Genomic DNA, 26,358 nt, shown 5'->3' on the forward strand with positions numbered 1-26,358 from the left:
GAATGTAAAAACTATTGCTCCGTCCCTGAACCGCTTATGACCGGCGGCGGAACGGCGGACCCATTGGTGACCATTTGGATGGACGTGAAACCGGCGCGGTTCAGCTCGCCCATCACGCCCATTACGCGGCCATAATCGAGCGTTTGGTCGGCGCGCAAAGTAATTGCGGGTAATTTCCCGTCAGCACCGGGGCGGATCGCCGTCAGCCGCGCAGGTAGAACGCCGGGCGGTAGCGGTTCATTATCGAGATAAATCACGCCGTCCGATGCAACCACAATCGTCACCGGATCGCGTTCTTCGGGCAGAGCGGCAGCGCGGCTATCGGGCAATTCCACCGGCACACCCGATGCTAGCAACGGCGCGGTGACCATGAAAATAATCAGCAGAACCAGCATCACATCAACAAAGGGCGTGACATTGATTTCCGCCATTGGCGCACGCTTGCTACGCCTGCCGCCGCCACGGCGACCGGAAGCAGAGACACTCGCGCCCATCAGACCCGCTCCAGTTCCCGGCTAAGGCTGGAATGGAACCGGTCGGCAAAACGCTGCATCTTGGCTTCCAAAGAATTCACCCCGTGGCTGAACCGGTTATAGGCAATCACCGCCGGGATCGCCGCGAACAGGCCGATGGCGGTGGCAAACAGGGCTTCCGAAATACCCGGCGCGACCACCGCGAGAGAGCTATTTTCCTGCGCGCCGATCTGGAAGAAGCTGTTCATGATGCCCCATACGGTACCGAACAGGCCGACAAAGGGAGCAACCGAGCCGGTAGTTGCCAAGAAATTCAAACGATCCGCAAGGCCGTCTGCCTCATGCGCGACCTGGCTTTCCATCACACTGGCGAGCCGCTGGCGCGTGCCGTCACGTTCCAGTGGGCCGCCTTTGCGCAGTACAGACCGCCGCCATTCGGCAATGCCAGCGGCGGCAACGCGGGCAGAGGGAATGTTTTCTTTCGATTTTTCTTTCACCAGACGGTCAAAATCATCGGCCTTCCAAAATTCCGCTTCAAATTTTTCGCACCTTTTCCGGATACCGGACAGGCGCAGAGTGAAGCTGACAATGATGGTCCACACCCAGATACTGGCAAGGATTAAGCCCGCCATTACCGCCTGGACGACAATATCTGCGTCAAGGAACAGCTCCAGCGGATCAAGCCGGGTTGGTCCGGCGGCGGCAACAGCAAGCAATGAAAGATCGGTCATTCAGTCTCTTCTTGTGAGAGGATAGTCATAAAGGCATCGCGCCATGGCTGCGGCTGGCGGGTCGGGCGGCCGCTGGGTGCGACAAAGCCCACGCGCAATCGGGCTTCGCACAACAATTCTGAACCTCTTATTGCGCGCTGGTGCATGATTACACTTGCGGCCTTGAGCTGCGTGCAGCGCGTGTGGATCACCACATCATCATCCAGTTTGGCCGGGCGCAAATATTGGAGATCAATGCCGGCAACCGCATAGGCCCCCTCACCCGCCTCGATGGCGGCGCGCTGATCAATATCCAGCATCCGCAGCACATCCGAACGCGCGCGTTCAAACCAGCGCAGATAGTTGGCGTGATAGACGATACCCGACAGATCGGTATCTTCATAATACACCCGCACCGCGTACAGATGCAGCGTGCCATCGAAAATGCCGCCGGGCGGATGTGGCTGAATGGTCATATGCACCGCATAGCGCAGGCAGGAATCGCGCGGCAAGCACTATGCGCATCTACCGGCGATATGTGCCGTATTTGCGCCCACCGGAGACGGCAATGCCGCCTATCGGCGCGCAATCATCGGACCAAGCGGTTCTTCGCCAAACAAATGCACATGCAAATGCGGCACTTCCTGGCCGCCATGCGGCCCTATGTTGGCCAGCAGCCGGTAACCGGGTTCCACCAAATTATGCTGCCGCGCGACTGTGCCAACGGCGCGGATAAAACCGGCGATCTCTGCATCGGATGCCTTGGCCGAGAAATCATCCCAACTGACATAACGCCCTTTCGGGATTACCAGAACGTGCAGCTTGGCTTGCGGGTTGATGTCCGGAAACGCATACGCCCATTCATCGTCATATAGCGTGGTCGACGGAATTTCCCCGCGCAGGATCTTCGCAAAAATATTCTCGTCATCATACGGCGAGGTTGCATCGATCGGCATTACGCAGCTCCTTTCGCGGAATTGGCAGACCGGCTGGCCTTTTCGTCGATACCAGAAACACCGTCTCGGCGGTCCAGCTCTGCCATGACTTCAGCCAGAGTAATCTCTTTATTATTGAGCAAAACCATCAGGTGAAAAATCACATCGGCGGCCTCACCAACCAGCTCGTCACGATCCTCTGCCAATGCCGCAACCACAGCCTCGACTGCTTCCTCGCCCAATTTCCGGGCGATAATGGGTGTTCCCTTGGCATGAAGCTGGGCGACATAGCTGGTGGAAGGGTCTGCCCCCTTACGGGCAGCGATCGTTTCTTCGAGACGGGTCAGAGTATCCATAGCCAAGCGTCATGGATGGGCCCTAAACCAGCGTCAATGGCTGGCTGGGCAGCAGGCGGATTATTCGTCGCCGGTCTCGCTATCATCCGCATTACGGTGCTTTGACACGTAGCGGCCAATGATCAGCCCGACCAAACCGAGCCCGAACAGCGCCATATTGCTGGGTTCAGAGATTGGCGTACCTGTGGTCACAGTATTTTGTGCCAAAGCCGGACTGGCCAATAAAACCAAAATGAGGAGAAGCAGATATCGCATAACAGTCCCAAAGCCGGACACACCGCGATTCTACAAGCTCTGCGGTCATGTCGTCCCGTTTTGGAACCACAGACATCAATTTACTTAACGCCGAAAACTTCTGTTTTTCAGCCTCTTGCAGGAAGCCCTGCGGCCCGCAATGCAGCATGGGCTTCGCCGATCGTATGCTGGCCAAAGTGAAAGATTGACGCTGCCAAAACCGCGCTCGCACCGCCTTTTATTACGCCTTCCACCAGATGATCCAGCGTGCCGACACCGCCGCTGGCAATCACCGGAATACTCACCACATCAGCAATCGCGCGGGTCAGTTCCAGATCATACCCCGCTTTTGTCCCGTCCCCGTCCATTGATGTGACGAGCAGTTCCCCCGCGCCCAGATCAGCGCAACGTTTGGCGTGTTCCAGTGCGTCAATACCGGTTGGCTTGCGCCCGCCATGCGTAAATATTTCCCATTTACCGGGTGCAGTCCGTCTGGCGTCAACCGATGCAACGACGCATTGGCTGCCAAATCTGGCGGCGATCTCTGCGATGACTTCGGGCCGTTTAACCGCTGCGCTGTTGATGGCGACTTTGTCTGCCCCGGCCAGCAGCAACGCCCGCGCATCTTCGACAGAAGCCACCCCGCCGCCTACGGTCAGCGGCATAAAGCAGACCTCGGCCGTGCGTTTCACCACATCCAGCAACGTTCCGCGCCCTTCATGCGTCGCTGAAATATCGAGGAAGCACAGCTCATCCGCGCCCGCCGCATCATAGGCTTGCGCTTGCTCAACCGGATCGCCCGCATCGCGCAGATCGACAAAATTGACGCCTTTAACCACGCGGCCATCCGCCACGTCGAGACAGGGGATCACACGCACGCGGACAGTCATTATCCGCGCGCCGCCATTGCCAGTGCCGCCGCCAGATCCAGCCGCCCGTCATATAATGCACGGCCAGTAATCACGCCTTCGATCCCCTGATCGGCTTGCAAGGAAAGGATGTGAATATCATCCAGCCCCTTGACCCCGCCGCTGGCGATAACCGGCAAATCGGTTTGCTGTGCCAGATCCACGGTCGCCTCGATATTGCAGCCTTTCAGCATTCCATCGCGGCCAATATCTGTGAACAGCAAGCTGGCAACGCCCGCATCTTCAAAGCGCCGCGCCATATCGACGATGGAAACATTGGATACTTCAGCCCAGCCATCGGTCGCGACCATTCCGTCGCGCGCATCAACGGCCACAACAATTCCGCCTTCATAGGCGCGCGCCATATCTTTGACGAATTGCGGATTTTTGAGCGCCGCCGTGCCGATCACGATCCGTGCGACACCGGCATCGAACCAGCCCTCTACATCCTCAGGCGTCCGGATACCGCCGCCCAATTGAATATGGCCTGGAAATTCAGCGATAATTGCCTCAACCGCGGCGCGGTTTTGCGCGCTGCCGGCAAAGGAGCCGTCCAGATCGACGACGTGCAAATGCTCTGCGCCCGCTTCGGCAAACAGCATCGCCTGCGCCGCCGGATTGTCGCCATATACGGTCGCGCGGTCCATATCGCCTTCGGCCAGACGGACCACTTGGCCTGCTTTCAAATCAATCGCGGGAAATACAATCATGGAGCCCACTCCAGAAAACGAGACAGCAAACCAAGCCCGTAAGCCTGGCTCTTCTCAGGGTGAAATTGCACGCCCAGCATAGTGTCCTTGGCCACCGCTGCAACCAAGCGCCCACCATGATCGGTCATCGCTGCAATATGCTGCGGATCATCTGCGGCGAAATGATAGGAATGCAGGAAATACGCCTCGCCGGTCTCAATCAATGTATCTGTTCGGGCAGCCGCCGATAACGCAACATCGTTCCAGCCCATATGCGGTACCTTGATCGCCGGATCGGTGGTTTTGATTGCGCGCACTTCCCCCGGCACCCAGCCCAGACCGGCTGTCTCGCCATGTTCCAGCCCGCGCGCGGCGAGCAATTGCATACCGACACAAATACCCAAAAACGGAATGCCGCCTTCATGGACGCGCTCGGTCATTGCCTCGACCACGCCATCGAGCCCGCGCAAACCTTCCGCACAGGCTTTGAAAGAGCCGACACCGGGCAAAACGATCCGGTCCGCCCCGCGCACCACATCAGCAGCGGATGTGATTATCACACCCTCTGCGCCAGCCGCTTTCAAGGCATTGTGAACCGAATGAAGATTGCCCGCACCGTAATCAATCAGCGCGATTTTCTCAGCCACCGAGCTGGCCCTTTGTACTGGGAATCGCGCCGCCCTTGCGCGCATCCAATTCGACACCGGAGCGCATGGCCCGTGCGAAACCTTTATAGATGGCTTCGCAAATGTGGTGATTATTGGAACCATACAGCAATTCAATATGCAGCGTGATACCAGCGGTTTGCGCAATAGATTCGAACCAATGCTGGATCAGTTCGGTATCCCATTCGCCCAGTTTTTCCTGGCTGAAACCAGCCTTGAACACACAATAAGGGCGGCCTGAGATATCAAGCGCCACCCGTGCCAGCGTCTCGTCCATCGGTGAAAATGCTTGGCCATAGCGGCCGATACCCGCCTTATCGCCCATCGCCTGAGACAGGGCCTGACCCAGCGCCAGCGCGCTATCTTCGGTGGTATGGTGCTGATCCACGTGCAGATCGCCATCGATCTTCATCGTTACGTCAATCAGCGAATGGCGGCTGAACTGTTCCACCATATGGTCAAGGAAACCGATGCCGGTGGAAACATCATAGGCGCCAGTTCCATCGAGATTGATCTCGACCAGAATCTTCGTTTCGGCGGTGTTACGTTCTATTCGGGCGGTGCGCATAAAGTGGGCTATACGCAGCCTTTTCGCTGGTGCAAGGCTTTGAGGGTTGACCCTGCGCATTTGCCCCGCCACCTAGCGAAACATTATGACTGAAGAAACAGCCGACAGCCTGATCCCCTATGACGATATTGTGCAGGAAGCCTTGCGCGCTGTCGTTGGCCGCGTTCTGGGCGAAATTGTCGATTCCGGCAGCGAGCTTCCCGGTAACCACCATTTCTACATAACCTTCAAAACGGGTGCGCCGGGGGTTTCCATCCCTGACAGCCTGCGGGAACGATTCCCTGACGAAATGACCATCGTGTTGCAGAACAAGTTCTGGGATCTGGGCGTGGATGAAGAAGGCTTTACCGTCGGACTGACCTTCAATGCCATTCCTGCCAAGCTGGATGTTCCCTACGCTGCGATCACTGCATTTGTTGATCCGGCGGTTGATTTCGGCCTGCAATTCCAAGCCACCGTTGCCGATATGGCGCCAGAGCCGCATGATGATGCCGAAAATGACGGCAGCGATAGCCGTGATTTGAGCGCCATTGCGCAAAGCGAAGACGGATCGAACGTTGTTAGCGTCGATTTCGGCCGCAAAAAGTAGGTATGGCTGAAACAAAGCCAATCACAGATCACGCGGCGGCCCCAGATAACGCTGCAGAAACGGGGCACCCCACCCTACCTGACCCGGCATCAACATTACGGTTGGTGCTTGGGGCGATCGTGATGCAAGCAGGCACACAGGCGCTTACCAAGATTGTGGACCAAGCGGTTCTGGGCATCCATCCAGACAGCGATAATACAACCAAGACGCCAGCCAAAAAGCCCGGCAAACTCAAAACTTTGTCGTCCAAGAAAATTGCCGGATTTGCCGCAAAATCGGTGCCGGGCGCAGCCGTGATTGCGGGCGGCCTGCTGGTCAAATATGTCTTTGATCGCGGCGGACAGCGCAAGGACCGGCAACGCGCCGCAAACCGCAGGCTGCCTGATACGCTTCAAGACGCAGGTCCAAACACTGGTCCGGATGCGGGCGCTGGCGAATAATTCGATTTGCCGTCACGCCCTCTTGATTTTTTAACCCGCCCTGCGCCATGAGCGGCCATGGCCCAAACAGACCCCAACCCGCGCCCGAACCCTGGACGCCCAAACCCTGAACGCTCCCACCTTGAGCGCCCTGACCTTGAACGTCGCGGGATGATGTTCATCCTGTCCTCCCCATCGGGCGCGGGCAAAACCACCATGTCGCAAATGTTGCTGACCGCTGATGAACATATCAAATTGTCGGTTTCGGCCACCACCCGTCCGCCGCGTCCGGGGGAGATGGACGGGATCGATTATCACTTCGTCAGCGATGCCGAATTCGATGCGATGATCGAGAAAGACGATTTTTACGAATGGGCACACGTGTTCAATCACCGCTACGGCACACCCAAAGGCTATATCCGCAAGGGTTTGAAAGAAGGGCAGGATTTCCTGTTCGATATTGATTGGCAAGGCACGCAGCAACTGTATCAAAAAGACCAGCAAGACGTGGTCAGCGTATTCTTGCTGCCGCCCAGCCTGACCGAATTACGCAAGCGCCTCGAAAGCCGCGCACAAGACAGCCAAACCGTGATCGACGACCGCATGGCCCGCGCCCGCGGTGAAATCAGCCATTGGGCGGAATATGATTACGTGGTCGTCAATGACGATGTCGATGCCTGCTTCGTAAAAGTCCGCGAGATCCTCCACGCTGAACGCCGCAAACGCACACGCCAGACCGGGCTAATCCCGTTTGTGCGGGAATTGATGGGGTAGGGTTTGATTAGTTTTCGGAATAAGCGGACCGTCTGCTAACGACCCAATTGCGGACTTTACAAAAGCTTGGCAAAATACAGTAATGCACAAGCCAAACTTAGTTTCATTCCTTCTTATGGCGATTGTTACGACCACGCCCGGTTGTGAAAAAGTGTCTACCCCATCAATGGTCGGCGATGATTATGACTATGTTGAACCGAATTGGGAAAAATTTCGGTCGACTTCATTTGAACAGCGTGCCGTAGAAGCGCCTGCAGGATACCGGCCTGTTGAGGGCCGTTTTGTGTTCGCCGATCTCAAGTACGAAAGCGACGAGAGCCTCTCCAAGCGGCTTGTGGGTGCTCTGTACTCTAGGATCGGCTTTGTCGACCGACATCAAGACAGATGGCAGTACTACTCAGCGGACGATGACCCGATGCACCGCGTCACCCTTTTCGCTAGACCCGAACCTTGGGGCTCTGCCTTTGGATTGTGTAGAAGCGAGAGGTATGAAATCTCTTTCAATGATGACGGAACGATAAGCTCCGTTGATGTGTCGCCGAGGTACGGAGTTGAAGGACCAATTTTCCAGAAGGACAACTTCGATTGGGACGACTTTCGAGGAAGAATGTGCGATGAAGTTCCTGCCAATCACACTCGGTCATATTTTCCGGTCAGCGATAGCGTTTTAGACGCACGAGACCTCGCCATCCTTCTCTCGCTGGCGATCGATGAAGCAGGACGCGAAGGCCCACTATCTTATGATCTTTCGTGCTCCACTTATGACGGCGAAGAATGCCAAAGTGACATAAGGGCTTTTCTAAACGAGCTGAAACTTCATGAGATTGATGCTGTCAGTTCGGAAAATTGCACTGGCGACGCCTACGATTGCTTCACTGCCACCGTAGGAGAGCATGAGCTTGGGCCGAACCCAAAACACATCACGATCAAAGGATCTACCTACATGAACGAGTGGCGCGTTCAATCGATAAGCATCGTTGAGAGCTTCACTATTTCCTAAGCGGATCAGCGTCCGCTTTCACACCACAATCGGACATTCGAGGCAATATTCCTGATCATAAAAGCAGCCAGTCCGCCGTTTCTCGTAAACGCACAAATCAATGTCCTACTTCAATCCGCTACGATAGAACCCACGCGCTCTTTCCAATCGTTGATGACCGCTGCCTCCACTCTTCGTCATTCCCGCGCAGGCGGGAATCTAGGGCGGTTGGCACTATGCTGCACTGGGTCCCCGCTTTTGCGGGAATGATGCGGGCTGTGGGTGCATTCGTGGCGCCAACACTCACCTTCTCCGTCGCAATGTGTCAACTTCGCGGCGGGCCGCTAAGCATCTGACTTATTGTGCTAAATATGCCCAAAACGAAGTTGACACAGTGTCAACTTTGTCACCTTATCGCTGCCTACCCTCTGCCAAAACATATGAAAAAGGCCGCCAGATCGCTCCGGCGGCCCTCCTCATCTTTTGATCGGGTCATCTCGTTTTGGGCGTTACTATTGCCCCGATGGATCGACGAAGTTTCCTGCGCCGATATTTGCGTTTACCACGCCGCCATCAATAGGGATTGTCGTGCCGACTACGTAATCGCCCGCACGGCTGAGCAGGTAAATCGCGCCTGCCGCCATATCTTCCGTCACACCGACACGGCGCGACGGGATACTGCGCTTGACCAGTTCTTCCTGATCGCGCGCGGCCTTGTTCATTTCACTGGGGAATGCGCCGGGGCCGATGCCGTTGACGATGATATTATCGCCCACCAGCTCCGCTGCCATCCGGCGGGTCAAGTGGATAAGACCCGCTTTGGATGCTTGATAGGGATAGGTTGGCCAAGGGTTGCTCTTCATCCCGTCAATGCTGGCGATCATCAGCACTTTGGCAGGCCGCTCGGGCGTGCCAGCAGCCTTCAAAAGACCATGCAGTTTTTGGGTCAGGAAGAACGGTGTTTTGACGTTCAAATCCATTGTCCGGTCCCAACCCGCTTCGGAGAAATCCTTAAACGGTTCGCCCCATGCAGCACCGGCATTGTTGACCAGCAGATCAAGCTTATCCTCGCGCGCTGCCAGATCATCTGCCAGTTGCTGGATACCGTCCAATTGCGACAGATCGCCCGTCATGCCGATCACTTTATCGCCGAGCTCAGCGGCGGTGGCATCGACTTGTTCTTTCTTACGCGCGACGATGTACACTTTCGCGCAGCCCGCCTCCAACAAACCTTCGACAATCATTTTGCCGATGCCGCGTGAGCCGCCCGTTACCAGAGCCACTTTGCCTTCCAGGCCGAACAGATCTTTCAAATTCATCATAGTCAGCGCTCCTTAGTAACCGCTCATCTGGGCGACACGGTCTGCGTGGTAATACGCATCACCGAGAAATTCCTGCAAAGCCCGATCACGTTTCATGAACAGGCCGATATCATATTCATCCGTCATGCCGATGCCGCCATGCATCTGCACGCCTTCTTTCACCGCAAGACCAGCGGCCTTGGCCACTTTCGCTTTGGCAACCGACACCATCAAATCGGCTTTCTCGCTATCAGCATCCAGCAGCTGGCCCGCCTTGATTGTGACCGCACGGGCAATCTCGACCTCGGAATATAGATGCGCGGCGCGGTGTTGGAGCGCTTGAAACTCCCCGATAAGCTTGCCGAATTGCTTGCGCTGCTTGAGGTAATCAATGGTCATATCCATCGCGCCGCCGGCTACGCCGCAGCCTTCCGCCGCTGCGCCGATGCGGCCAGCATTGAGCACTTTGTTGAGGATGTCCCGCCCGCCATCGACTTCGCCGATAACCGCATCACCATCCAGTTCGACGCCGTTCATTTTCATATGCGTTGCGACTGAACTATCAACCAGTTTGACAGCGTCTTGATCCAATCCTGCCGCGTCTTTCGGAACCGCGAACAGTGTGATGCCATCATTATCATCATCATTGCCCGATGTGCGCGCGGCGACGATGATCATGTCGGCGCTCGCCCCGTGAATAACAAAGTCTTTCTGGCCGGACAGTTTGAAACCGTTGCCTGATTTTTCAGCCTTGGTGCTGATCCGCTCCGGACGGTGCTTGCCGCCTTCATCGATGCCAATGGCAAACACGCTTTCACCCGACAGCAAGCCCGGCAGATAGCGCCCTTTAAGGTCTGCACTGGCATGGTTGAGCGCGGTTGCCGCCAGAACCGAGCTTGTCAGGAAAGGGGACGGTGTCAGATTGCGGCCGATCTGTTCCAGAACAATGCCGGCTTCGACATTGCCCATGCCCATACCGCCATCATCTTCACCCACCAATATGCCGGTAAAGCCCATTTCGGCGAACTGCTTCCACAGATCATGGCCAAAGCCGTCTTTACACCCGGTGTCGCGCCAATGGCGCAGCTGTTTCTTGATCGAGCCTTCTTCGGCCATGAATTGCGCAGCGGTGTCGGCCAGCATGGCCTGATCTTCATTGTGATACAGTGGCATTGATCAGGCTCCTGGCAGATCGAGGATACGTTTGGAAACGACGTTCAGCATCACTTCGCTGGTACCGCCTTCGATTGAATTCGCCTTGGTCCGCAGCCAATTGCGTGATGGCTTGCCCCCGCTGGTCTCGTCGCTTTCCCATTCAAGGCTACGCGATCCGCCAGCCGACATCATCAATTCATGGCGGCGTTTGTTCAATTCGGTGCCGACATATTTCATCATGTTCGGTTGAGCAGGATGGCCTTTACCAGCCTTCATCTCGTCCATGAATTTCTCGCCCATCGCAGTGAAGGAAAGCGCATCAACATCGAACATCGCGAGCTCTGCGCGAAGGCATGGATCAATACTGTCGCCGTCTTTGCCCGCGCGGCGGTTCAGCGCCGAGCCAATCGCAGCCGTACCTTCACCCCCGCCCATTCCGGAAATCATCTCACGCTCATGACCAAGCAGATACTTAGCGACATCCCAGCCACGATTGATTTCACCGACGAATCCAGGGCAATCATCACCATAGGATTTCGGCACTTCGACACCGTCAAAAAATGTCTCGCAGAACGGGCTGCTCCCGCTGATCAGCAAAATCGGCTTAGTCGTGACGCCTTGGCTTTCCATGTCGAACAACATGAATGTGATGCCCTGATATTTGTCCGCCTTATCAGTGCGCACTAGGCAGAAAATCCAGTCTGCATGGTTGGCATAAGACGTCCAGATCTTTTGACCGCTCACTTCCCAATGATCGCCTTTATCTTCGCCGAACGTCTGCATGGACACCAGATCGCTGCCCGAACCGGGCTCCGAATAACCTTGGCACCAGCGGATTTCGCCGCGGGCAATCTCATTAAGAAAACGCTGCTTCTGCCCTTCGGTACCAAATTTCAGGAGCGCCGGGCCTAGCATCCAAATCCCGAAGCTCGACAATGGCGGACGCGCATTGATTGCAGCCATTTCCTGGCGCAGGATTTTTGCCTCAGCCGCGCTCAGCCCCGCGCCGCCATATTCCTTCGGCCAAGCCGGTACGGTGTAGCCCTTCGCCACACACGCCTCGAACCACGCCTTTTGCGCATCGTTCTTGAAGGTAGCTTTCCGGCCGCCCCAATAGATATCGCTTTCATCACGAGCGGGCTCGCGCATTTCAGCTGGGCAATTCGCCTCCAGCCAAGCACGTGTTTCGGTGCGAAAATTATCCAGATCAGCCATGTCTTTCCTCTCGACCAAATATACAGGGTTCCAAGAACCCTTGTCAGTTGCCGTTTACGTTAAGGGCAAAATGCAACATCATGCAACCGTATGCGGAATCAAAATATTCCAGCCTCAGAATGCCGTAACGTAAGGCAAACAAGCGTTGACGCATCCACTGCCTGCCGTAAGTTAGTGGCATAAAAAAACTAATGGAGAGGTTGATGCGATTCTCAGGGAAGACCGCAGTAGTCACTGGCGCAGCGTCGGGGATTGGCAAAGCATCAGTTCTGTTGCTGGCATCCGAAGGGGCGACGGTTTACGCCGCTGACATCGATGAAGATGGCGGGGCTGAATTGGCGTCCCAATCCAATGGTGCGATTGTCTTCCAGCGATGCGATGTAACCTCCACCGAGGATATCAAAGCACTGATGGACCGGGCAGCTGCCGACACTGGCGGGATCGATATCGTCTTCAACAATGCAGGTGCGGGCGGCGATGGCGCGCCAATTGACGAAATCGAGCCAGAAGGCTGGGATCGGACCATGGACTTGCTGTTGCGATCGGTCGCGTTCGGTATCCGCTATGCCGTGCCCCATATGATCGGGCGGGCCGGCGCATCCATTATCAACACATCCAGCGTCGCCGCGGTCGGTCCAGGATATTCCCCCAATGCCTATGCCGTGGCAAAAGCTGGCGTCTTGCATCTGACGAAAATGTCGGCAGCGGATCTGGCCAAACATCAAATACGGGTCAACGCGATCCAACCGGGCTTCATCAACACCAACATCTTCACGTCGACGTTGGAATTGACTGGCGAACACGCCGAAATGGGCAAAGCGGCTGTTGCCGCGATGTCCGCCGGAGCACAGCCTGTGAACCGCGGCGGTCAATCAGAAGACATTGCCAATGCGATGGCATTCCTGGCGAGCGAAGAATCGTCATTTGTAAACGGCACATCCATTGTTGTGGATGGCGGCATTACGATAGGCCCGAAATATTCTTGGGACGCCAATGAACCGGATATGTTCGAAGCCCTGCGCGCTATGGCGGAGCAAATCAAGCAGTGAGTATTCCGGCACCGCATAAGCCGTTACCACTCCGGATAAAGCTATTTAATGGCTCAGGCTCGGTTGCATTCGGGATCAAAGATAACGGCTTTTCGGTATTTTTGCTTCTCTACTACAATCAGGTTTTGGGTATGGAGGCGTGGCTGGTCAGCCTCGCACTGGTCATTGCTTTGGTCGTTGACGCCTTTATCGATCCACTGCTCGGCAATCTATCAGACCGCACCTATACGCGATGGGGCAAACGCCTGCCGTGGTTATATGCTGCACCCATCCCGCTTATGTTGGCTTGGTATATATTGTGGGCACCACCGGTGGATGGCACCCCTAGTTTTTGGATGCTCCTTGGCATCGCAATATGCGTAAGGCTGTTGCTGTCAGCCTGTGAAGTTCCATCCATGGCACTCGTCCCGGAACTCACCAAAGACTATGATGAACGCACCACGCTGTTTCGGTTCCGCTTCTTATTTGGCTGGACTGGCGGATTGGTAATGCTGTTCCTGACATATCAGGTCTTTCTAGCCGACAGTCTGGTGAGCCGAGAAGGGTTTGAACAATACGGCCTGTTTGGCGCAGTTGTAATGGGGGCGTTCGTGTTGATCTCTGCCGCCGGGCAGCACAATCACGTAAAGGGCTACCCCAAAGACCGGCCCCCGCCATTCGGTCTGAAAATCGCTTTTGCTGAAATCAAAGAAGCATTCTCGGAAAAGGCGTTTCTGATCTTCGCGGCCGGGGCACTGGCTGCCTATGTCAGTCAAGGCATGACTTTCGCGTTGTCCAATTACCTGTACTACTTCGTATGGGAATTGAACGAGGCGCAGTTCAAATTTTATCCAATCGTCCTGTTCTTCAGCGTTGTTGCCGTATTTGTTGGTCTGGGCGCTTTGCACAAGCGATGGGGCAAGGCCCGTACTGGCGGAATTACGACCTTGGTATCGATGACGTTCTGGCTCATCCCATATGGTTTTTACTACATTGGATATTGGCCGGAACTCGGTTCAACGCCATCTGCTATATTGCTGATGAGCTTTATCTTCGTCAGCAATGCAGCCGGTGTGAGCGCCGTCATATCAGCAACTTCGATGGTCGCCGAAATTGTCGAGGCATTTGAAGAACGCAGTGGCCGGCGCGCCGAAGGGAGCTTTTACGCAGGCAACTGGCTGGTACAGAAAAGCGCCACGGGTGTGGGCATTATGCTCGCAGGCGGGATGTTATCGCTTTCCGCATTCCCGATCGGAAGTGCGCCCGGCACCGTCGACCGCGATATAATCTACGCGCTTATCTCAATGTATTGCGTCTTGATTTTCATCTTGGGTCTCGTCTCCGCATTCTGGCTCAATCGCTTCCCGATTGATCGGGCTGAGCATGAAGCGCGCGTGGTCGCACTGAATGAAAGAACTCTGATGACCAATGTCGACGACATCTCAGCAAACCCCTAAACAATTACCGACTCAGAAAAGGATACCTCATGGATTTTGATCTTAACGAACGGCAGACCCATTGGCGCGACCGCGTTCGCGATTTTATTGAAGCGAACATCCGCCCCAATATGCAAACCTACATTGATCAAGACAATGAAGGTGACCGCTGGAAAGTCATCCCGATCATTGAAGAAATGAAGGCAAAGGCCAAAGCGCAGGGTATCTGGAACCTGTTTATGCCCCCGCAAGGGCAGCTGTCTCACGTTGATGACACTTTTGAATTTGAAGGCCCTGGCCTGACCAACCTCGAATACGCTCTGTGTGCAGAGGAAATGGGCCGGATCGGCTGGTCAAGTGAAGTGTTCAACTGCTCCGCACCGGATACCGGAAACATGGAAGTGTTCCACCGCTATGGCACGCGGGAACAGAAGGACCAATGGCTTGGTAAGTTGATGAACGGCGAGGTTCGCTCTGCCTTCTTGATGACAGAACCGGCCGTTGCATCATCTGATGCGACCAACATCGAGACCCGCATTGAGCGCGACGGTGATGAGTATGTCATTAACGGACGCAAATGGTGGTCATCCGGCCTTGGCGACCCGCGCTGCAAGATTTCGATTGTGATGGGCAAAACGGATCTGGGCGCGAAACGTCACCAGCAACAATCCATGATCTTGATGCCAAATGACGCGCCCGGCGTGAACATCATCCGCCACTTGCCTGTGTTCGGCTATGACGACGCCCCGCACGGCCACATGGAAGTGGAAATGAAGGATGTCCGCGTTCCAGCGGCCAACCTTCTGCTTGGTGAAGGACGCGGGTTCGAGATCGCTCAAGGGCGCCTCGGCCCTGGCCGTATCCATCACTGTATGCGGACAATCGGTGTGGCCGAAGAAGCGTTGGAGAAAATGTGTAAGCGGCTCCAGTCGCGTGTCGCATTTGGCAAACCGATTTATCAGTTTTCCGTTTGGGAAGAGCGTATTGCCCGCGCCCGGATTGATATTGATATGACCCGTCTATTGTGCCTCAAGGCAGCGGATATGATGGATAAGGTTGGCAATAAATCAGCCAAAGCCGAAATCGCAATGATCAAGGTTCAAGCCCCGAATATGGCGCTGAAAATCATTGATGACGCGATTCAGGCCCATGGCGGCGGCGGCGTATCAAGCGACTTCGGATTGGCCAGTGCTTACGCCCATCAGCGCACCTTGCGCCTCGCCGACGGTCCCGATGAAGTCCACGCACGTTCCATCGCGCGGATGGAATTCGCAAAGCACGCCGCTGTGCCAAGCGAAACAGATGCGTTGAGCTCAGGCGATATGGGCGCGACGCGCTAATCTAAATGTTCTCTCCGGCATCTGGTCGATGCCGGAGAGAAATCTGCTGGATCAGGACATTGGCGCGAGCCTTGGTTCTGAAACGGCGGTAAGACTACTGTTTACTGGAAATATCGCGTGCCCGGTAATGGCACTCGGCTAAGGGCGTATTGATGGACTACGAAAAAGAGATGGTCGGCACTGTCGATGTGCCAGATGCAGACAAGTTGGATGAGGCCAAGCTAACCGACTGGATGGCGGCCAATGTCGAGGGTTTTGCTGGTCCGATCAAAATGACCAAGTTTAAGGGCGGGCAATCCAATCCAACCTACCGGATCGATACGCCCTCCACGTCCTATGTCTTGCGGCGCCAGCCTTTCGGTAAATTGTTGCCAAGCGCGCACGCTGTCGACCGTGAATATAAAGCCATGGCCGCATTGGAGCCGACAGGCTTCCCTGTCCCAAAGGCTTATGGCCTATCCGAAGATAAAGATGTTGTGGGTTCAATGTTCTTCATTATGAGCATGGCCGATGGACGCAGCCTGTGGGACGGGGCCTTGCCTGCTTCGGACAATGCAGAGCGGACCAAAATTTATAACGCCATGATCGATACCATGGCCGATCTTCATAAGGCAGACGTATCTGCCATTGGCATGGATGACTTTGGCAAGCCGACCGACTATTGCGCGCGCCAAATTTCCCGCTGGTCGAAGCAATATAAGCTGTCGGAAACAGAGGTGATCCCTGAAATGGACGAGCTGATCGAATGGCTGCCAACGACCATTCCGACCCAGCACGCCAGCAGTATTGTTCACGGTGACTACCGGCTCGACAATATGATTTTTCACAAAACAGAACCGCGCGTCATCGCCGTTCTGGATTGGGAGCTTTCAACGCTCGGCGATCCGATTGGCGATTTTAGCTACCTGATGCTCAATTGGATCACCCCGGTTGATGGCCGTGCAGGCATAGGCGGACTGGATTTGAAAGCCCTGGGCATTCCAACAGTGGAAGAAGCGACCGAAAGATATGTTGCGCGCACCGGCTATCCCGTGCCGCCGATGGATTGGTACTTCTCCTATAATCTGTTCCGCCTGGCTGGCATTATTCAGGGTATCAAGAAACGGGTGATCGATGGTACTGCGTCCAGTGCCCACGCCAAAAAGATGTCTGACCGCGTATTGCCGCTGGTGCAGCGCGCGCATCACTTTGCCAAACAGGCCGGCATGTGACCAAAGGCCGAGCTTCGACTGGCCGCGAAGCTCAGCCTTCTAGAAATCGACATTCCATTTTAGTGCCATTCCAGCGTCATCGGGGGCGGTGGTGATATGCCCTGGCTGACGACGGTAAAACAGACTGAGCGATGCCGCGCCGCCAAAGGCCGCGCCGCTCCAGGCGAGTTCACCCATGATCTCGCGCCCGTCGGGTGCCAAAGTTAGGAAGCGATCGCCGAAGATGGCGCTTTCCGTGCTGTAATCATACGCAATCGGCAAATTGAGCGTCAAACCGCCATTCACCACGCGCAAGGGCTGTGACAGGCGGAACCCAAGTGTATCCCCCGCACCGATAATATTCCGCCGCGATACATCAAACGACCAGGCTTGGCTTTGGAAATCAGATCCAGAAGCAACCAAACCCGCCTGCTTGGCGCGGGTAAACCCTTGACGAAATGACCCGCCAACACGCCAGTTAGCAGCAGGGGAATACGCCAAGTTTGCATCTAAAAACATGGTATCGGCCCCAGCCCCGCCAAAAGCTTCATGGAAGAATGCCCCCAGAATGGTCTCATCTTCTTGCATGACGGTGGCGCTCAACGCCGTTTCCAACGAACCCAAACGGCGATCGACTGCGAAGCTGATGCTACTAACCGGGCGCTGCTCGCGCTGCCGTTCTTGCACGCCATTCTCGATCCGGAACTGGCTCAGCAGGGCTTCGCCGCTTTCGGCGCTGAGCGTTAAACCCCAGCTTCCCACTTGCCGACGTACAGCAAGCGACGTGTCACTGGTTGTATAGAATCCGGTATCTCCGATGGCCGAACGGGCGATCAGAAATGCCGGTCTACTCTGCCCCTGAAGCTGACCCACCAGGCCACTCGCGCTTTCTGCAAAGCCGAATGCCACATCGGTATCGGGTGATAGCTTCAAGGCTACTCTGGCAGCAATCACTCTGGCTTGTTCGGCCTCGATTGGTGATAATCTAAGCTGGTTCAACGGTGCGACACCGCGCCTGTCCCCGACCGTAAACGCCAGGGCGATTTCATCATTGCCCCCGCGTACCCGACGGCCCGAAGCCTCGACAACACCCTGTAATCGTTGCTGCGACGCCGCCCCCCGCAACCGGCTGCCGGCATCATATGAATAGGCTCGCCCATATTGATCGGTGATAATAGTGTTGAGGGAGGCACCATCAAGCGCATCCCCCATCGGGGCCGAGCCAAATCCCGTATCATCGCCCAAGGCTAGCGGTGTGGTGGAACCGCCCAAAGTAGTGGCGTTTCCAGGTGCCAAGGCTGTAGCAATGTCCAAAATACCCGCGCCGAACACAGCATCTGTCCCAGCAGTACCGCCATCCCTAGCGCTATCCAGCAAGATCGAAACGATCTGATCACCGGTTAGATTGGGAAATGCCTGCGCCAGCAAGGCGGCGGCGCCAGAGACTTGCGGCGCAGAAAAACTAGTACCGGAAAAAAGGGTGATAAACTGATCGCCATTTGCTTCAGTCGTGACCCGTAATTCACCATCTTCATAAATGCAGCAAATTGCCTCGCCACGGGCTGAAATAAAGGAGGACGCTGAATTGCCCGCGCGATTGCTAAAGTCCGAGAACTCGCCGGCCTCGTCAACAGAGCCAACAATGATGACGTTTCCGCCACCTGCCGCGAGCAGACCAGAAGCAAACGGGTCGGGTTGATCAGGATCAATGCCCGCATCGGTAGAATCTCCATCGTTTCCCGCAGAAACAACAATGACAAGACCAGCCGCAGCAGCACGCGCAACCGCTTGGCGCAGAATAGATGTCGGCGCACCGCCACCCAAGCTCAAATTGACGACCGTCGCTCCAGACGCAACTGCTTGATCAACGCCGCGTGCAATATCACGGTCATTAAACAAGCATCCATCAAGGGCATCGTCTGTATCTGTTGAACAAGAACCAGGCTCATCACTGCGCAGCGCCAAAATATCTGCATCAAATGCGATACCCAACGCACCCGCATTGTCGCGGGCACCTGCCGCTACCAACGCGACATTGGTTCCATGACTATCTTCCGCTTGCGCGGTTCCGTTGCCCGCCACCGACGTAGAGTCCACGTGAATCCTTCCGTCGAACTCCGGACTATCAAGGTCAATCCCAGTGTCGATAATCGCAATCAGAGAACCGGTTCCCGTAATACCACCTTCCCAAGCAGATACGGCATTGTGAAAATCCGGCCCTTCAGATCGCCGGAACTCAGCGGTGTCGAAGTTCGTCGCCGACGGAGGGGGTGGTGGGGGAGGAGGCGGCGGAGGTGGGGGAGGTGGGGGAGGCGGAGGTGGTACACTGATCGGCCCACCCATTGAACCACTGCTCCCCCCACCACCACAAGCTGACAGCAAAGCCAATGCGGCCAAGCAAGAAGCAATTTTAAATCCAATTTGGGCTGAACGCGGACCAACCATGGTTTCTATCCTTATTGACCCACCCCTAAGCGATGCGAGCATAGGATGAATTGCAGGCCCGGGTAAAGACATGGTTTCGCGGCAAAATTAACGGCCTGATTTCTGTTGCTTTTCTATCCGTACCGCTTGCCGCGCGATTGGTCCCCCGCTAGGCGCTGGGAAATTCTATTATCGGAGCCTGTGATGACCACCACTCTTGAAAACACCATCAATGCTGCTTGGGAAGACCGTGCGAATGTCACGCAAGACAGTGCGGACGTTCGCGAAGCTGTGAACGCGGCGCTGGCAATGATTGACGATGGTAGCGCCCGAGTGGCTGAGCCCGATGGCAATGGCGGTTGGACAGTCAATCAATGGCTAAAGAAAGCCGTCCTGCTATCATTCCGCCTTAACGACAACGCTATTATCGATGGCGGTTCTGCCGGAGCGCCAGGGTTTGACAAGGTGCCATCCAAATTTGCAGGCTGGAGTGACGCACAATTCCGCGAAGCGGGTTTCCGCGTGGTTCCCGGTGCAATTGCCCGGCAAGGAAGCCACATTGGCAAGAATGTCGTTTTGATGCCGAGCTTTGTGAACATCGGGGCCTATGTTGGTGATGGGACCATGATCGACACATGGGCATCCGTCGGAAGCTGCGCCCAGATTGGCGAGGGATGTCATATCTCCGCAGGCGCTGGAATTGGCGGCGTGCTGGAACCCATGCAAGCGAACCCGACGATCATCGGTGATAATTGCTTTATCGGTGCACGCTCCGAAATTGTCGAAGGCGTGATCGTTGGTGAGGGAAGTGTGGTTGCGATGGGCGTGTTCATCACCCAATCGACCAAAATCGTAAACCGTGAAACCGGCGAAATTCTAACCGGTCACATCCCGCCCTATAGTGTGGTTGTTCCAGGCGCCTTGCCTGGCAAACCGTTGCCAGACGGCACGCCTGGGCCATCGCTGGCATGTGCGGTAATTGTTAAAACAGTTGATGCACAAACCCGCTCAAAGACCGGAATTAACGAGCTGTTGCGCGACTAATCGCATAGCTTTCTCGGAACTGTTGCTCGCACAGTCCATTGGTTTTGTAACGCAACACCAAATGGGAAAGATTTTATGCATAAAGAAGGCAACGAAATTCACGTAACCGAACAAGAGGCGAGTGCTGGTAAAAAAGACGGCGTCATGCGGTGGGTGCTCGGCATAAGCCTGACTGGGGCGGTGATCGCCATGTCGATCGTGTGGATTATCCCAGCGCTAACCTCGTAAGCAGCATGGCGAATTCGAATAAGTTTCAGACGAACCAGTACGTGAAGTGGAACTGGGGTGACGGCGAAGGCACAGGTCAAATCGCCGAAAAGTTTGAACGCAGCGTGACGCGCACTTTGCAGGGGACGGAAGTCACCCGCAATGGCGACAGCGATGACCCTGCTTACCTCGTAACGCAAGACAGCGGAGATCAGGTGTTAAAGCTCGGGTCCGAACTGAAAGCGGCGAATGACTAGCTTAGCCCAGACCCGCAGATAGTTTGCCGCGCTAGGGGATACGGGTTTCTATCGGTGGTTGATCAGCGACGCTGAGCTTATATGCTTCCGCTGCCCGCATGACCCGCATCATATTACCGAAGGATATCTGCTCCAGTTCGTTTTGCGTGTAGCCGCGACGCGCCAGTTCTTTGAACAAGGCGGGGTATGTAGACACATCTTCCAACCCGTCCGGGGCAAAGGGGATGCCATCATAGTCCCCGCCAATACCGATACTGGCCACACCCGCGATCGAACGAACGTGATCTATATGATCCGCCATATCGCCAATATCCGCAGTCGGCAGCGGGTTTTCTTGGTCCCATAGCACCAGCCCAGCCTCCACTGCTTCGGGCTGACCTTGCCACAAAGCCTTTAGCCGCGCTTCCTCCGCTGACCTGCCAGCATTCCATTTACGGGCAGGTTCGCTCAAAAATCCCGGAACCGCTGTCACCATAATGATGCCGCCATTCTGGGGCAGCCGCCGTAAGACGTCATCGGGCACATTGCGCGCATGACCGTTGATTGCACGGGCTGAAGAATGACTGAAAATGACCGGTGCCTTTGCAACGTCCAATGCATCGTTCATTGCATCTTCGCTGACGTGGCTGAGATCCACCAGCATACCGATCCGGTTCATTTCGCGGACGATATCTTTGCCGAACTCCGTTAAGCCGCCATGTTCTGGCGTGTCTGTCGCGCTATCCGCCCATGGGGTATTCTTGGAGTGCGTCAGCGTCATGTACCGCGCGCCAAGATCATAGGTCTGCCGCAGAACAGCGAGGCTTGAGCCGATAGAATGCCCGCCTTCCATTCCTAACAGTGACGCGATTTTACCGCCATCCATCGCCGCAACGACGTCGTCTGCTGTCAGCGCCAAGGCAAGGTCATTGGGATAGCGTTCGATTAAACGCTTGGTTACATCGATTTGCTCAACAACCGCTTGCACAGCCTCCGGCTCGCTGAGCGAAGCGGAAACGTAAACGGACCACCACTGCGCGCCGACTTTCCCTTCGCGCAGACGCACAAGGTCCGTGTGCATTGTTCGGCCTTCGGGGTGCGTTTCCCCAGTGCCAGAAGTATCTTCAAAATCGAACGCGTTAATTTCATTGCCAAATCGGGCACGCAACTGGATTGGAACATCATTATGGCCATCCCAGATCGGAGCGGCTTCAAGCGCAGCAGCCGCAACGTCCTCTGGTGTTTCTGCCCAGACAGGGCTTACCCACAGTGCGATCAGTGGCAAAATGGCGAGCTTTTTCATTTACGGTCTCCGGAACATCAGCCTAAGGATATCGCATGGACACTACCGCAATTGGTGACAGTTGAAAGGGTAGCTTGAAATCGGGGAACCACCACAATGATACGCAGCATTCTGCTTTGGATCTTGGCAATATTCTATGCCTATGCCGGATATGCCCATCTGGCATCGCCAGAATTCTTCATGCGGATAATGCCGGGTTGGGTGCCCTTCCCGTTAGAAGTTGTCTATTTCACCGGGGTGGCAGAATTGCTCGGGGCTATCGGGCTAATCCAGCCGTGGTATCCGCAGCTGCGTAAAGCGGCCGGCATTGGGCTGGCACTATACGCATTATGCGTATGGCCAGCGAATATTCACCATATGATGTTGGATTGGGGAGCGGATAGCGGATCAAATCTTGCCTATCATGTCCCCCGTATGATCGCGCAGCCGATTATAATCTGGCTGGCATTATGGGTAAGCGGAACGACCAATTGGCCGTTCCGCCCGAAACCCTAGATCACTTAGGTGAGGTGCTTAGACACCGCAGCAGTCATCTTGAACATGGAGATTTGGTCTTTACCAATCACAGCGCTCAATTTCGCGTCAGGATTGATCTGACGCTTGTCTTTGCTGTCCTGCAGATCATTGCCTTTAATGTATTCCCAAATTTTGGAAGTTACTTGAGCGCGTGTCATCGGGCCTTTGCCGATTACGTTCTCAAGATCACCTGACAAAGTCACAGGTTTCTGAAGTGCATTGTTTTTACCAGCCATAATTATATCCTTTCCAGATTGGCATTAGTTAATAATCGAAATTCATCCTCTCCCCGCATCATCATTCGTCATCACCCTCCTCATCCTCCCATTCCTCCCTTTTATAGGTGGCGGTGAGGATGTTAGCGGCCGTGACCTGACCTTTCATTGACTGGATGAGATCGGCCATTTTCGCGCCGGGCATTACAGTCATAGGGAGGTCGAGTGCGAAGATTTGAAATACGTATCGGTGCGGTTCATCATCTTGAGGCGGTTCTGGCAATAGCCATTCCGAATTGTGTTTGGCATTCTTGCCAACGCGAGGGGGCGCTTCGCCTTCCAGCAGCTTGCCCTTTTGACCGGGAAGACCCCAAACCGCCCAATGCAGTGTCGGCGTATCCCCATTGGCATCTGCATCTTGAACAATAATGACAATTTCTTGCGCACCTGGCGGCGGCGCAGACCATTCGAGAGGAGGCGCAACCGCATCTTCCTCGTCTGCGGTAAAACAAGGGTCCAGCTCTTCTCCATTATCGAAAGCCGGACTGGAGAAAGCAAATCCACCACGCGCAAAGCTGCGTTGGTCGGCAAGCTCTGCAATAAGTAGTTTGGCCGCGTGCTTGGGCATTCCAGCGCCAGTGCTCGCTAGAGCTGTACCAAGCCAATCGGGAACAGTTGCAGACATTAAATTCTCTCTCCTTGAAATATCAGACTAGGCCCCTTGGCGAGAGGCGGCGAGTGCACGCGAGCGTAAAATTCGGGTTTTCCACCGCTCCGACGGAATTATACCGGCTATTTGCGCCGATTTACGGACTAGAGACGTAAAATCATTGGTGATTGCTTGCCCCAATAGCAAACGCAAGGCATCCTTTAGCTTGTGGGAGACTGCGCTGATTCCGGGCCGATTCTGGATCGCGCAATAACCGGAGTGATTTACATGAGTATCGGTCGCAACATTCTCAGCCTGACACTTGCGTTGTCTCTGGCCGCCTGCGGTGGCGGCGATTCCTCCCCCTCGGGACCGGTAGCAGGTGGCGGTGGCAGCTCTAGCAGCGGCGGCGGCGGCAGTACGCCAGGATGCTCTCTGATAGAGCGTCAAAACTTTGCTCTTAGTGTCCTTGATGAATGGTATCTGTTTCCGAACTTGCTGGACCGTTCGGTTCAGCCTGAAAACTTCAACGATGTGCAATCCTACCTCGATGCTTTGGTCGCACCGGCCCGTGCACAAAACCGTGACAAGGGCTTCACGTTCATTACCTCAATCGCCGAAGAAAATGCCTTCTTTGCCTCAGGCTCCAGCGCAGGCTTTGGCATTCGTCTGGCATATGACACGGTCAACAATCGTGTGTTTGTGATTGAAGCTTTCGAAAATGCGCCTGCATTCGCGGCTGGCTTTGACCGCGGCGTCGAATTGCTCTCGGTTGGTACATCGGCAAGCTCGCTCGAAATGATTGGTACCATTATGGCAGCAGAAGGCCCACAAGGGGTCGTCAATCGACTGGGAGCATCAGAGGCAGGGATCGCCAGAACCTTCCAGATCCGGTCTGTAGACGGGACTGACAGCCAGACAACCGTAACGAAAGCGGAATATCCTCTTGATCCTGTATCCGATCGATACGGCGCCAGGGTGTTTAACGATAATGGCAAACCAGTTGGGTATCTTAACCTAAGGACATTTATTGGGTCGGCGGATCAGAACTTACGGGCGGCCTTTGCCAGCTTCCGCAGCCAAGGCGTGAACGAGGTCATTTTGGATTTGCGTTACAATGGTGGCGGTCTCGTCAGTATTGCAGAGCTATTTGGTGACTTGATGGCTCGCAATCGTACAGGGCAAGTGTTCAGCCGAACCGTTTTGCGCCCAAGCAAGTCCAGCGAAAACAGTACACGCAGCTTTACAGCTCAACCAGAAGCCATTTCCGTGACAAAAATTGCGGTGATCGGTCGAGGCGGTACCGCTTCGGCAAGTGAGTTGGTGACGAACGCCTTCATCCCGTATGTCGGCAATAATCTGGCATTGGTTGGCACCAACACATCGGGCAAGCCCGTAGGGCAATTTGGCTTTGATCTGGCAGCTTGCGATGACCGGATCAGAGCGGTCACTTTCCAGACAGTCAATGCTGATGGCAATGGCGAGTATTTTGATGGATTGGCTAGTGTTGTTCCCAATACATGTAGCGCAGAGGACGACATATCCAACCAATTGGGCGATCCCGCAGAGGACTCTATCGCGACTGCGTTAGAGTTTTTGCGTACAGGAGCCGCAACATGCTCGCCCATTACCGGTACACCGGGTGTACAAGGCGCGCGGAGCATTCGTAGCACTCGCCAACTGCTCGAACCGGTCAGCCCATCTGCTGCACAACGCGAAGTACCCGGGCTGTTCTAAGAAAGAACCTCGATGAAAGAAGAGAAAACATACACTTCATTCGCCGAGTTCTGGCCGTTCTATTTACGTGAGCATTCCCTGCCGAAAACGCGGGCCCTCCATTATATTGGCACGACATTGGTGATCGCCGTTGCGCTATTCGCAGTTTGGGCCGGTATTAATTCCGGCAATTGGTGGTGGCTGGCCCTGATGCCAATAGCGGGGTATTTTTTCGCCTGGGTTGCGCATTTCACGGTCGAGAAGAACCGCCCCGCCACCTTCACCTATCCAATGTGGAGCTTAGCCGCAGATTTCAAAATGTACTGGATGTGGTTGACCCGCCGATTGGATGGAGAATTGGAGAGAGCGGGCGTTTCCAAATGAGCGGGACCCCTTAACTGAATAAAAAAGCGGCCCCGCCGAAACGGAGCCGCTTTTCACAAGTCATGTTACGTGCGCGATTAACCCGGCATAACCACCGTATCGATCACATGAACAACACCGTTCGATGCTTCGATATCGGTCGCCGTAATCGTCGATGTATTACCAGCGGCATCGGTCAAAATCACTGCTTCGCCATCGACTGACGCTGTCAGCTTACTGCCGTTTACGGTTGTCAGCTCGGCTGTACCTTCACCCGCAGCAATCGCTTCGCCCAACGCTTCTGCCGAAGTTTCTCCGGCGACCACGTGATATGTCAAAATACCAACCAATGTCGCCTTGCTTTCTGGCTTGGTTAGCTCTTCCAATGTGCCTTCAGGCAATTTGGCAAAAGCCGCATTCGTAGGTGCAAATACCGTGAACGGGCCTTCACCGCTTAGTGTTTCAGCCAGATCGGCAGCGGTTACGGCAGTGACGAGTGTCGAGAAGTCTTCGTTGCCGGCCGCAACGTCGACGATTGTGCCAACGTCAGTTGCAGCTTCTGTGGCATCTGCACTGGTGACTTGGGCTGTTTCAGCCGTTTCCGAATTATCAACTGCATCACCACAAGCGGCTAAAGCGAGAGCCGAAGCCAGTGCCGGAATTGCAAACATTTTCATAAATCGTAGTCCTTGAATAACTATAAGGGGGGAGACACACCGCC

Annotated in this window: 32 protein-coding genes; 14 read left to right on the forward strand and 18 right to left on the reverse strand. The window is 55.1% G+C overall.

Going from position 1 to position 26,358, the window contains the following annotated elements; translation table 11 throughout:
* Positions 1–11 precede the first annotated feature (11 nt).
* From HKD42_RS08800 to hisB, 10 genes are all read right to left on the reverse strand, one after another.
* Positions 12–494 carry an ExbD/TolR family protein gene (locus HKD42_RS08800; protein ID WP_170012554.1) on the reverse strand — a complete coding sequence of 161 codons (483 nt, stop codon included), beginning with the start codon at positions 492–494 and terminating at the stop codon, positions 12–14.
* Positions 494–1,204, reverse strand: a complete 711-nt coding sequence (tolQ, locus tag HKD42_RS08805) for a protein TolQ (protein ID WP_170012556.1) — start codon at positions 1,202–1,204, stop codon at positions 494–496. The genes HKD42_RS08800 and tolQ overlap by 1 nt, the downstream gene beginning before the upstream one ends.
* Complete coding sequence (locus tag HKD42_RS08810; protein WP_170012558.1) at positions 1,201–1,659, reverse strand: YbgC/FadM family acyl-CoA thioesterase; 459 nt, start codon at positions 1,657–1,659, stop codon at positions 1,201–1,203. The genes tolQ and HKD42_RS08810 overlap by 4 nt, the downstream gene beginning before the upstream one ends.
* Positions 1,660–1,758: 99 nt before the next feature.
* On the reverse strand, positions 1,759–2,139 hold the full coding sequence (locus tag HKD42_RS08815) for an HIT domain-containing protein (protein WP_170012560.1): 381 nt from the start codon (positions 2,137–2,139) through the stop codon (positions 1,759–1,761).
* The gene (locus HKD42_RS08820) at positions 2,139–2,474 is read right to left on the reverse strand and encodes a phosphoribosyl-ATP diphosphatase (RefSeq protein ID WP_170012562.1); all 336 of its coding nucleotides are present in this window, start codon (positions 2,472–2,474) and stop codon (positions 2,139–2,141) included. The genes HKD42_RS08815 and HKD42_RS08820 overlap by 1 nt, the downstream gene beginning before the upstream one ends.
* A gap of 60 nt (positions 2,475–2,534) precedes the next feature.
* Complete coding sequence (locus HKD42_RS08825) at positions 2,535–2,729, reverse strand: PEP-CTERM sorting domain-containing protein (protein ID WP_170012564.1); 195 nt, start codon at positions 2,727–2,729, stop codon at positions 2,535–2,537.
* Positions 2,730–2,836: 107 nt separating this feature from the next.
* Entirely contained in the window at positions 2,837–3,598 is a 762-nt protein-coding gene (gene hisF, locus HKD42_RS08830) for an imidazole glycerol phosphate synthase subunit HisF (RefSeq protein WP_170012566.1), read from the reverse strand.
* Positions 3,598–4,326: a 1-(5-phosphoribosyl)-5-[(5-phosphoribosylamino)methylideneamino]imidazole-4-carboxamide isomerase gene (hisA, locus tag HKD42_RS08835; protein ID WP_170012568.1), complete on the reverse strand. Its 729-nt coding sequence runs from the start codon at positions 4,324–4,326 to the stop codon at positions 3,598–3,600. Before hisA ends, hisF begins: the two co-directional genes overlap by 1 nt.
* Entirely contained in the window at positions 4,323–4,952 is a 630-nt protein-coding gene (hisH, locus tag HKD42_RS08840) for an imidazole glycerol phosphate synthase subunit HisH (RefSeq protein ID WP_343042287.1), read from the reverse strand. The genes hisA and hisH overlap by 4 nt, the downstream gene beginning before the upstream one ends.
* A complete protein-coding gene (gene hisB, locus HKD42_RS08845) occupies positions 4,945–5,538 on the reverse strand; it encodes an imidazoleglycerol-phosphate dehydratase HisB (RefSeq protein ID WP_170012571.1) in 594 nt (197 codons plus the stop codon). The genes hisH and hisB overlap by 8 nt, the downstream gene beginning before the upstream one ends.
* A gap of 85 nt (positions 5,539–5,623) precedes the next feature.
* Between hisB and HKD42_RS08850 the strand changes: the two genes are divergently transcribed.
* From HKD42_RS08850 to HKD42_RS08865, 4 genes are all read left to right on the forward strand, one after another.
* Positions 5,624–6,127 (forward strand): SspB family protein, encoded by a 504-nt coding sequence (locus HKD42_RS08850; protein ID WP_170012573.1) that lies wholly within the window; start codon positions 5,624–5,626, stop codon positions 6,125–6,127.
* 2 nt (positions 6,128–6,129) lie between these two features.
* The gene (locus HKD42_RS08855) at positions 6,130–6,567 is read left to right on the forward strand and encodes a hypothetical protein (protein ID WP_170012574.1); all 438 of its coding nucleotides are present in this window, start codon (positions 6,130–6,132) and stop codon (positions 6,565–6,567) included.
* A 150-nt stretch (positions 6,568–6,717) separates the two neighbouring features.
* The gene (gene gmk, locus HKD42_RS08860) at positions 6,718–7,320 is read left to right on the forward strand and encodes a guanylate kinase (protein ID WP_343042387.1); all 603 of its coding nucleotides are present in this window, start codon (positions 6,718–6,720) and stop codon (positions 7,318–7,320) included.
* A gap of 82 nt (positions 7,321–7,402) precedes the next feature.
* Positions 7,403–8,320, forward strand: coding sequence for a hypothetical protein (locus tag HKD42_RS08865; protein WP_170012575.1), 918 nt, complete (start codon positions 7,403–7,405; stop codon positions 8,318–8,320).
* A gap of 491 nt (positions 8,321–8,811) precedes the next feature.
* Here HKD42_RS08865 and HKD42_RS08870 read toward each other — a convergent pair whose 3' ends face one another.
* The 3 genes from HKD42_RS08870 to HKD42_RS08880 are packed head-to-tail and all read right to left on the reverse strand — an operon-like array spanning position 8,812 to position 11,970.
* Positions 8,812–9,618: an SDR family NAD(P)-dependent oxidoreductase gene (locus HKD42_RS08870; RefSeq protein ID WP_170013983.1), complete on the reverse strand. Its 807-nt coding sequence runs from the start codon at positions 9,616–9,618 to the stop codon at positions 8,812–8,814.
* A gap of 15 nt (positions 9,619–9,633) precedes the next feature.
* Complete coding sequence (locus tag HKD42_RS08875) at positions 9,634–10,773, reverse strand: acyl-CoA dehydrogenase family protein (protein ID WP_170012577.1); 1,140 nt, start codon at positions 10,771–10,773, stop codon at positions 9,634–9,636.
* 3 nt (positions 10,774–10,776) lie between these two features.
* Positions 10,777–11,970 carry an acyl-CoA dehydrogenase family protein gene (locus HKD42_RS08880; RefSeq protein ID WP_170012578.1) on the reverse strand — a complete coding sequence of 398 codons (1,194 nt, stop codon included), beginning with the start codon at positions 11,968–11,970 and terminating at the stop codon, positions 10,777–10,779.
* Between the two features lie 203 nt (positions 11,971–12,173).
* On the opposite strand from HKD42_RS08880, the gene HKD42_RS08885 reads away from it, so the two are divergent.
* The 4 genes from HKD42_RS08885 (at position 12,174) to HKD42_RS08900 (ending at position 16,985) form a co-directional block, all read left to right on the forward strand.
* Positions 12,174–13,019 carry an SDR family NAD(P)-dependent oxidoreductase gene (locus HKD42_RS08885; RefSeq protein WP_170012580.1) on the forward strand — a complete coding sequence of 282 codons (846 nt, stop codon included), beginning with the start codon at positions 12,174–12,176 and terminating at the stop codon, positions 13,017–13,019.
* Positions 13,016–14,455 (forward strand): MFS transporter, encoded by a 1,440-nt coding sequence (locus tag HKD42_RS08890; protein WP_343042290.1) that lies wholly within the window; start codon positions 13,016–13,018, stop codon positions 14,453–14,455. Before HKD42_RS08885 ends, HKD42_RS08890 begins: the two co-directional genes overlap by 4 nt.
* 29 nt (positions 14,456–14,484) lie before the next feature.
* Complete coding sequence (locus HKD42_RS08895; RefSeq protein WP_170012582.1) at positions 14,485–15,774, forward strand: acyl-CoA dehydrogenase family protein; 1,290 nt, start codon at positions 14,485–14,487, stop codon at positions 15,772–15,774.
* Positions 15,775–15,926: 152 nt separating this feature from the next.
* Entirely contained in the window at positions 15,927–16,985 is a 1,059-nt protein-coding gene (locus HKD42_RS08900) for a phosphotransferase family protein (RefSeq protein ID WP_170012583.1), read from the forward strand.
* A gap of 39 nt (positions 16,986–17,024) precedes the next feature.
* Here HKD42_RS08900 and HKD42_RS08905 read toward each other — a convergent pair whose 3' ends face one another.
* The gene (locus tag HKD42_RS08905; RefSeq protein WP_170012585.1) at positions 17,025–19,409 is read right to left on the reverse strand and encodes a S8 family peptidase; all 2,385 of its coding nucleotides are present in this window, start codon (positions 19,407–19,409) and stop codon (positions 17,025–17,027) included.
* Between the two features lie 183 nt (positions 19,410–19,592).
* Between HKD42_RS08905 and dapD the strand changes: the two genes are divergently transcribed.
* From dapD to HKD42_RS08920, 3 genes are all read left to right on the forward strand, one after another.
* Positions 19,593–20,432 carry a 2,3,4,5-tetrahydropyridine-2,6-dicarboxylate N-succinyltransferase gene (gene dapD / locus HKD42_RS08910; RefSeq protein ID WP_170012587.1) on the forward strand — a complete coding sequence of 280 codons (840 nt, stop codon included), beginning with the start codon at positions 19,593–19,595 and terminating at the stop codon, positions 20,430–20,432.
* A 75-nt stretch (positions 20,433–20,507) separates the two neighbouring features.
* Positions 20,508–20,660, forward strand: a complete 153-nt coding sequence (locus HKD42_RS08915) for a hypothetical protein (protein ID WP_170012588.1) — start codon at positions 20,508–20,510, stop codon at positions 20,658–20,660.
* Positions 20,661–20,665: 5 nt separating this feature from the next.
* Positions 20,666–20,896, forward strand: coding sequence for a hypervirulence associated TUDOR domain-containing protein (locus tag HKD42_RS08920; RefSeq protein ID WP_170012590.1), 231 nt, complete (start codon positions 20,666–20,668; stop codon positions 20,894–20,896).
* A gap of 31 nt (positions 20,897–20,927) precedes the next feature.
* On the opposite strand, the gene HKD42_RS08925 is transcribed toward HKD42_RS08920, so the two are convergent.
* Complete coding sequence (locus HKD42_RS08925; RefSeq protein ID WP_170012592.1) at positions 20,928–22,178, reverse strand: dipeptidase; 1,251 nt, start codon at positions 22,176–22,178, stop codon at positions 20,928–20,930.
* 96 nt (positions 22,179–22,274) lie between these two features.
* On the opposite strand from HKD42_RS08925, the gene HKD42_RS08930 reads away from it, so the two are divergent.
* Positions 22,275–22,673, forward strand: coding sequence for a DoxX family protein (locus HKD42_RS08930; protein WP_170012594.1), 399 nt, complete (start codon positions 22,275–22,277; stop codon positions 22,671–22,673).
* Positions 22,674–22,678: 5 nt separating this feature from the next.
* Here HKD42_RS08930 and HKD42_RS08935 read toward each other — a convergent pair whose 3' ends face one another.
* Together HKD42_RS08935 and HKD42_RS08940 are read right to left on the reverse strand one after the other, a co-directional pair.
* Positions 22,679–22,930 (reverse strand): SWIB/MDM2 domain-containing protein, encoded by a 252-nt coding sequence (locus HKD42_RS08935; protein ID WP_170012595.1) that lies wholly within the window; start codon positions 22,928–22,930, stop codon positions 22,679–22,681.
* A gap of 61 nt (positions 22,931–22,991) precedes the next feature.
* On the reverse strand, positions 22,992–23,594 hold the full coding sequence (locus HKD42_RS08940) for a YbhB/YbcL family Raf kinase inhibitor-like protein (protein ID WP_170012597.1): 603 nt from the start codon (positions 23,592–23,594) through the stop codon (positions 22,992–22,994).
* Between the two features lie 252 nt (positions 23,595–23,846).
* Between HKD42_RS08940 and HKD42_RS08945 the strand changes: the two genes are divergently transcribed.
* Positions 23,847–25,295: a S41 family peptidase gene (locus HKD42_RS08945; protein ID WP_170012599.1), complete on the forward strand. Its 1,449-nt coding sequence runs from the start codon at positions 23,847–23,849 to the stop codon at positions 25,293–25,295.
* A 12-nt stretch (positions 25,296–25,307) separates the two neighbouring features.
* Positions 25,308–25,658, forward strand: a complete 351-nt coding sequence (locus HKD42_RS08950; RefSeq protein WP_170012600.1) for an Mpo1-like protein — start codon at positions 25,308–25,310, stop codon at positions 25,656–25,658.
* Positions 25,659–25,735: 77 nt separating this feature from the next.
* Here the strand turns inward: HKD42_RS08950 and HKD42_RS08955 are convergent, their stop codons facing one another.
* Positions 25,736–26,314 carry a fasciclin domain-containing protein gene (locus tag HKD42_RS08955; protein WP_170012602.1) on the reverse strand — a complete coding sequence of 193 codons (579 nt, stop codon included), beginning with the start codon at positions 26,312–26,314 and terminating at the stop codon, positions 25,736–25,738.
* Positions 26,315–26,358: the final 44 nt, after the last annotated feature.

Source organism: Pontixanthobacter rizhaonensis (genome assembly GCF_012972675.1).
Lineage (GTDB): Bacteria > Pseudomonadota > Alphaproteobacteria > Sphingomonadales > Sphingomonadaceae > Pontixanthobacter > Pontixanthobacter rizhaonensis.

Bases quoted from the DNA above. Each gene is read 5' to 3' on its own strand.
- HKD42_RS08800 (WP_170012554.1), bottom strand. From the start codon at position 494: ATGGGCGCGAGTGTCTCTGCTTCCGGTCGCCGTGGCGGCGGCAGGCGT.
- tolQ (WP_170012556.1), bottom strand. From the start codon at position 1,204: ATGACCGATCTTTCATTGCTTGCTGTTGCCGCCGCCGGACCAACCCGG.
- HKD42_RS08810 (WP_170012558.1), bottom strand. From the start codon at position 1,659: ATGACCATTCAGCCACATCCGCCCGGCGGCATTTTCGATGGCACGCTG.
- HKD42_RS08815 (WP_170012560.1), bottom strand. From the start codon at position 2,139: ATGCCGATCGATGCAACCTCGCCGTATGATGACGAGAATATTTTTGCG.
- HKD42_RS08820 (WP_170012562.1), bottom strand. From the start codon at position 2,474: ATGGATACTCTGACCCGTCTCGAAGAAACGATCGCTGCCCGTAAGGGG.
- HKD42_RS08825 (WP_170012564.1), bottom strand. From the start codon at position 2,729: ATGCGATATCTGCTTCTCCTCATTTTGGTTTTATTGGCCAGTCCGGCT.
- hisF (WP_170012566.1), bottom strand. From the start codon at position 3,598: ATGACTGTCCGCGTGCGTGTGATCCCCTGTCTCGACGTGGCGGATGGC.
- hisA (WP_170012568.1), bottom strand. From the start codon at position 4,326: ATGATTGTATTTCCCGCGATTGATTTGAAAGCAGGCCAAGTGGTCCGT.
- hisB (WP_170012571.1), bottom strand. From the start codon at position 5,538: ATGCGCACCGCCCGAATAGAACGTAACACCGCCGAAACGAAGATTCTG.
- HKD42_RS08850 (WP_170012573.1), top strand. From the start codon at position 5,624: ATGACTGAAGAAACAGCCGACAGCCTGATCCCCTATGACGATATTGTG.
- HKD42_RS08855 (WP_170012574.1), top strand. From the start codon at position 6,130: ATGGCTGAAACAAAGCCAATCACAGATCACGCGGCGGCCCCAGATAAC.
- gmk (WP_343042387.1), top strand. From the start codon at position 6,718: ATGATGTTCATCCTGTCCTCCCCATCGGGCGCGGGCAAAACCACCATG.
- HKD42_RS08865 (WP_170012575.1), top strand. From the start codon at position 7,403: ATGCACAAGCCAAACTTAGTTTCATTCCTTCTTATGGCGATTGTTACG.
- HKD42_RS08870 (WP_170013983.1), bottom strand. From the start codon at position 9,618: ATGAATTTGAAAGATCTGTTCGGCCTGGAAGGCAAAGTGGCTCTGGTA.
- HKD42_RS08875 (WP_170012577.1), bottom strand. From the start codon at position 10,773: ATGCCACTGTATCACAATGAAGATCAGGCCATGCTGGCCGACACCGCT.
- HKD42_RS08880 (WP_170012578.1), bottom strand. From the start codon at position 11,970: ATGGCTGATCTGGATAATTTTCGCACCGAAACACGTGCTTGGCTGGAG.
- HKD42_RS08885 (WP_170012580.1), top strand. From the start codon at position 12,174: ATGCGATTCTCAGGGAAGACCGCAGTAGTCACTGGCGCAGCGTCGGGG.
- HKD42_RS08895 (WP_170012582.1), top strand. From the start codon at position 14,485: ATGGATTTTGATCTTAACGAACGGCAGACCCATTGGCGCGACCGCGTT.
- HKD42_RS08900 (WP_170012583.1), top strand. From the start codon at position 15,927: ATGGACTACGAAAAAGAGATGGTCGGCACTGTCGATGTGCCAGATGCA.
- HKD42_RS08905 (WP_170012585.1), bottom strand. From the start codon at position 19,409: ATGGTTGGTCCGCGTTCAGCCCAAATTGGATTTAAAATTGCTTCTTGC.
- dapD (WP_170012587.1), top strand. From the start codon at position 19,593: ATGACCACCACTCTTGAAAACACCATCAATGCTGCTTGGGAAGACCGT.
- HKD42_RS08915 (WP_170012588.1), top strand. From the start codon at position 20,508: ATGCATAAAGAAGGCAACGAAATTCACGTAACCGAACAAGAGGCGAGT.
- HKD42_RS08920 (WP_170012590.1), top strand. From the start codon at position 20,666: ATGGCGAATTCGAATAAGTTTCAGACGAACCAGTACGTGAAGTGGAAC.
- HKD42_RS08925 (WP_170012592.1), bottom strand. From the start codon at position 22,178: ATGAAAAAGCTCGCCATTTTGCCACTGATCGCACTGTGGGTAAGCCCT.
- HKD42_RS08930 (WP_170012594.1), top strand. From the start codon at position 22,275: ATGATACGCAGCATTCTGCTTTGGATCTTGGCAATATTCTATGCCTAT.
- HKD42_RS08935 (WP_170012595.1), bottom strand. From the start codon at position 22,930: ATGGCTGGTAAAAACAATGCACTTCAGAAACCTGTGACTTTGTCAGGT.
- HKD42_RS08940 (WP_170012597.1), bottom strand. From the start codon at position 23,594: ATGTCTGCAACTGTTCCCGATTGGCTTGGTACAGCTCTAGCGAGCACT.
- HKD42_RS08945 (WP_170012599.1), top strand. From the start codon at position 23,847: ATGAGTATCGGTCGCAACATTCTCAGCCTGACACTTGCGTTGTCTCTG.
- HKD42_RS08950 (WP_170012600.1), top strand. From the start codon at position 25,308: ATGAAAGAAGAGAAAACATACACTTCATTCGCCGAGTTCTGGCCGTTC.
- HKD42_RS08955 (WP_170012602.1), bottom strand. From the start codon at position 26,314: ATGAAAATGTTTGCAATTCCGGCACTGGCTTCGGCTCTCGCTTTAGCC.